The sequence below is a fragment of the uncultured Sunxiuqinia sp. genome (assembly GCF_963974515.1).
Lineage (GTDB): Bacteria > Bacteroidota > Bacteroidia > Bacteroidales > Prolixibacteraceae > Sunxiuqinia.
In genome coordinates, this window is the sequence record NZ_CAXBDD010000167.1 from 1 (window position 1) to 4,941 (window position 4,941).

Annotated in this window: 4 protein-coding genes; all 4 read right to left on the minus strand. The window is 48.8% G+C overall.

Annotated elements, in window-relative coordinates; translation table 11 throughout:
* Positions 1-568 (minus strand): GDSL-type esterase/lipase family protein (locus AAC033_RS18285; protein ID WP_339740833.1); only part of this gene is annotated, 568 nt, incomplete at its 3' end.
* Between the two features lie 3 nt (positions 569-571).
* Complete coding sequence (locus AAC033_RS18290; RefSeq protein ID WP_339740835.1) at positions 572-2,206, minus strand: glycoside hydrolase 43 family protein; 1,635 nt, start codon at positions 2,204-2,206, stop codon at positions 572-574.
* The gene (locus tag AAC033_RS18295; protein WP_339740837.1) at positions 2,203-3,198 is read right to left on the minus strand and encodes a pectinesterase family protein; all 996 of its coding nucleotides are present in this window, start codon (positions 3,196-3,198) and stop codon (positions 2,203-2,205) included. Before AAC033_RS18295 ends, AAC033_RS18290 begins: the two co-directional genes overlap by 4 nt.
* Complete coding sequence (locus AAC033_RS18300; protein WP_339740839.1) at positions 3,199-4,905, minus strand: T9SS type A sorting domain-containing protein; 1,707 nt, start codon at positions 4,903-4,905, stop codon at positions 3,199-3,201. It lies immediately after the preceding gene.
* Between the last annotated feature and the right edge of the window lie 36 nt (positions 4,906-4,941).

A 4,941-nucleotide genomic window follows, 5' to 3' on the forward strand; every position in this document is an offset into this window, starting at 1 on the left:
CGCCGTGCACATTCTTTAGCCGACCGTTTTCCCAGGGGTAGTTTCGGGCCACCGGAGTGAGTAGAATCGGTGTTCCTCCCTTTTCGCGTGTTTGCTGAATAAACAGCCGTAAAAATTCCTGATAGCCTTCCACGTCGACGTAACGCTCTGTTTTGCTTACCGCGGCATCGTTGTGTCCAAACTGAATCAACACCAGATCGCCCGGCTGCATTTCGTTGTAAACGGCCCGCCATCGTCCTTCCTGAAAAAATGTACGGGTGCTGCGTCCACCTTTGGCGCGGTCGTCTACAATCAGGCTGTCGGCTTGCACCAAATGACTGATCTGAGACAAACTGTCTTTTGCCATAAATGGCTGAAACACCTGCCCCCAGCCCGTAATCGGATGACGGTTGCTTTGGTAATTTTCTTCCAGCGCATAATTCGCCATGGTCGAATCACCAATCAGCCAAACTTTATTGATTTTTCCAGTTGGCTCCTCCTTTTTCTCAGAGCAGGAAATCAGGATCGGAGCCAATCCAAGAAACAAGACCAGGCACAATAGTCTCTGATATGTGAAAAATTGACTCATTCGCTATTGTTTAATTTTTTCAACTCGAAACCAATCAATATCGGTCGTTCCTGAGTCGTTTGTCACACCATCTCGCAGGGCAAAAAAGCCAACTTTGGCACCAATCCACCGGCCTGGAACCGCAGAAAAATCCGCGCCCATTTCGGTGAACTTCCTGCCGTCGGCACTGAAACTAAATCTACAAATGGCTCCGGCTTTGACTTTCACCCGAAACCAGACGGTGTTGCCCTCAAAATTTTGTTGATCCAATTCGTTCTCTTCTCCTCCCAAGCGGGCATTCTTGCATTGCACCACACGAGCCACCAATTGGCCACCCACTTGCTTCAGGGAGATGTACTGGTAGTCCTCACCCATCACAATAAAACCAATTTCTTCGCCATCGGCTCTCGGATTGAAGGTGAGCTTGGTGGTCGCCATAAATTCCTCAGCCGGAAGCTTTTGAAGCAGTAGATTTGGAACCGGCCACAGGTTGACGAAATTCTCAGTCCGTGGTTTGCAATTCAATCGGTAGTACCCCAGATTTCCGGAAGGATAACCATAGGTTAGCTTCGGATTGGCATGCCACTGCCACTGAATGCCCAACTCGTGTGTGTTAAATTCATCATCCTCAGGAGGCGTAACCACCGGATACTTACCGCCAACGTTGGGTTTTTGGTAGGTAGCAACCGGTTCGCCAATGCCATTGCCATCGTGGTCAACGCCCATTACAGGCCAGTCATCTTTCCAACTCATGGGTTGCAGGTGGACAATTCGTCCGTAGGCTTCCTTATCCTGAAAGTGGATAAACCAATCTTCGCCGCTGGGGGTATCAACCCAAGCGCCTTGATGAGGGCCGTTAATATCGGTTGATCCTTGCTCGAGCGTCACTTTTTCCTCATAGGGACCATATATATTTTTCGAACGCAAAATCAGCTGCCAGCCGGTTGAGACGCCACCTGCCGGGGCAAAAATGTAATAGTAGCCGTTTCGTTTATAAAATTTGGGGCCTTCAACTGTTGGATGAGCCTCCGTGCCGTCGAAAACCACCACATCGTTGTCCAGCAACTGCGTACCATCGGGGGTCATCTCGCTCACCAGCAACACGCTTTTCACACCAGCGCGGCTGCCGGCAAAGGCGTATACCAAGTAGGCCTTGCCATCGTCGTCCCAAAGCGGTGAGGGATCAATCAAGCCCTCGCCACCACGCACCAAAATGGGTTCAGACCACGGTCCTTTCGGGTCTTTCGCTTTGGTGAGGTAGATGCCAAAATCCGGATCGGGATAGTAGATATAAAATTCACCTTCGTGGTAACGGATGCAGGGTGCCCAAACACCATTGCCATGTTGAGGTTGATCAAACACCTCGAAAGGAGGCTGCTTGGGAAGCGCATAGGTAATCAGCTCCCAGTTCACCAAATCTTTTGAATGCAGCACCGGCAAGCCCGGCACGCAATTAAATGATGATGAGGTCATATAATAATCATCGCCAACCCGCACGACATCCGGGTCAGAATAATCGGCATGCAGGATCGGATTCGTATAAGTTCCATCGCCATTGTCGGCTATCCAAACCTTAGATCGTTCGTCGGGTTGCGCCTGTGCTGACACAAAGGCTAAACCAATGATCAGCAACAGAAAAAATTTTGCTTTTCGTTTCATTTTGATTCAATATTTAGGGGTTCTCCCGGAATCCATCCATCGAAGATCTTTTCCAGACTATAATTTGCACGTTCTTCCTGTGTTAATTGAAACGACCAAGGCACCCGTTTTTGGGGTGTTGCCCCTGCTCCAGTGTTTTTGTACTCCACGTAGGTGGCTGTTTCTTCTGCCTCTTTCTTTCCCCAATTGTGCCAGCCTTCTTGTTTGACGATGTCGCCAAGCTCACACTCAATGAATGCTGTTTTGGAGAACGGACGCCAGGGACGCCCCAGGTAAACCGAGCGAGCGGGCGCACTGCCGGTAATCTTACAACGAAAGAACACAAAGCCAAAGGCGCTTTCTTCGAGCGTGGAGGCCGCCGTGACATAGCCGGCCGATTTGCAAAAAATTTCACAATCGTCAAAAACCGCGGTTGACCAGCCGAAAATAAAATCGACCGTTCCTTCGATGTAGCAATTTTTATAATACTGCCTGCTGTTTTCGCCATGCGGATACAAAGTGTCCTGAAAACCTAAAAAACGACAGTTGTTAAAACAAATCCGGTCGCCATCCACTCGTACGGCAACGGCCTGCCCTACCGGTCCTGCCGAATTCTCGAAAGTGATATTCTCAGCCGTAAAATCATTGCCAAACACGAAAAAACCCGATGATCCGGTGGTACCCATTTCTTCGCCAAACCGATTCAATTTCGAAGCATAGTCATCGTTGGTAATGATTGTTTTCTCCACGCTTTCGCCAATGAAAGTCACTTGATTTTTCGAGGCCGGCAAAACCAGCTTTTCCTTGTAAATCCCATTCTTGATGAAAATGGTGGTGGTGTTCTTTCTAAAATCCGGCACCGCATCAATGGCTTTCTGAACCGTTGTAAAATCGCCATCGCCCTCTTTTGAAACCACCAAATCAAAATCTGTCGCGGCAAAAGCGGTTCCAGCTTGCCAAGCTATAGCCAGCACAAGAAGTTGTATCGATTTTCTCCAATTCATTTTCGTCATCTAATAGTTTCTAAATTTCTCGGCGTAAACCTGTTTCTTTTCATCCTGAATGCGCAACAGGTAAATCCCTTTCTTCCAACCTGGAACTTGAAATTGCAGGCTTTTCTGGTTCGTTGTTTCGCTGTAAATCAAAGCTCCGGTGATTGAATAAATCTGTAGCTTTTCGATTTTGAGAGCATGGTTTACGCTAAGCTCACTGGTAGCTGAATTGTAATACACCTGCAACGGCCGATCGCGCTTTTCCATTTGTTTAACTGACGTGGTCACGCCGTCTTCCTTTTGATTATCGGTAATAGCTGCCACCAGGCTGTAGAGGTAAACCTCAACATTGGTGTACTTTCCATCCAGATTGGTCTGCTTGGCATCGTTCGCGCTATTTGGATTCAGATTATTGGCTGTTTCCCAAACGTCGGGCATGCCGTCTCCATCCGTGTCAGCCGGCGCTTCTGTCGATTTCAGTTCGGGCCATCCGCCCACCGCGCTTTGCGTATCGATCATTCCGTTAGTACTTCCATTTCCGCCATCCATAATGGTCGCCGTTCCCGTTCGTGCATCGTTAATCACCCGTTTATCAACCGTGTCGCGAACCAGACTGGCACCCACAAAATCCAACACTTTCTGAAAACCATTCTCTGCCGAATGGGTGGTCACTCCACCCGCGGGAAGTTCCGAATCCAGTTTCAAATCGGCTCGTGTGACACCCGGCGCATAAGTTGAAAAGCTGGAGTGCATATGGACACCCTGCCAGTTATCTGCCGACACGACCGAACTAGCGGTTAGCTGATTCCCATCGACATAAAAAGTTCCATAGGTTCCGGCAGGCTGGTTGTTCGAACCATTATCAGGATAGGATTCAATAATCCGGGTTGTTTTGGAAGACGAAGTTGCCGGCCCGGGTTTGTAGTAATTATTAACCAAATTGTATCGGCCCCCTTCTGCGGCATAAGCGCTGTTACTTCCCCAGTTGTAAATTACATTATTCCGAAAGTCAACCAGTTCGTCATCCGGCCGATTCGAATAGCGGCTCCCGTTAAACCGTGGATTCCGGCTATCGTGACTGGCGAGCAGGTTATGATGAAAGGAAGCATTCCGGCCTCCCCAAATCCCGCCGTAGCCATGTGCCCCTTTATCATGAACAGAGTTTCGGAGGCTTTCGGAAAGTATGCTCCATTGCAGCGTGAAGTTTTCATTGTCGTAAAACGATGCACATTCGTCGGTTGACCAGCTAATAGAACAGTGGTCGATAATGATGCTTTTTCGGTTTCGTCCCCACAACGCATCAGCTTCTTGATTCGTCTCATCACCCATTCGAAAACGCAGGTAACGGAGAATGACATTGTCGGTTTGGATTTCCACAGGATAGTCGCGCAGACAGATGCCGTCGCCCGGCGCCGACTGTCCGGCAATAGTCAGGTCATTTTTGGTGATTTTTAATGCTGATTTCAATTGAATGGTTCCTGAAATTTTGAACAGCACCAGCCGTGCGCCGGTTTGATTCACGGCATAGCGCAAGGATCCGGGACTGGCGTTATCTTCCAACGTCGTCACATAAATGACTTGCCCACCTCGTCCACCGGTCGTAAATCGTCCATATCCTTCGGCACCAGGAAAAGCAGGGATCTGACTTTCCTGTGCCATGCTCACTCCTGCCAGGAACAGGCTGAACAGGACCAAAATAAACCTGCTGATTTGGGCTTTCATTTTCATTCAAATGCTCGTCTGCTAATCAAGGACTTTGCTTAA

Coding starts and splice junctions, on each gene's coding strand:
- AAC033_RS18300 (WP_339740839.1), bottom strand. CDS start 4,905: ATGAAAATGAAAGCCCAAATCAGCAGGTTTATTTTGGTCCTGTTCAGC.
- AAC033_RS18290 (WP_339740835.1), bottom strand. CDS start 2,206: ATGAAACGAAAAGCAAAATTTTTTCTGTTGCTGATCATTGGTTTAGCC.
- AAC033_RS18295 (WP_339740837.1), bottom strand. CDS start 3,198: ATGACGAAAATGAATTGGAGAAAATCGATACAACTTCTTGTGCTGGCT.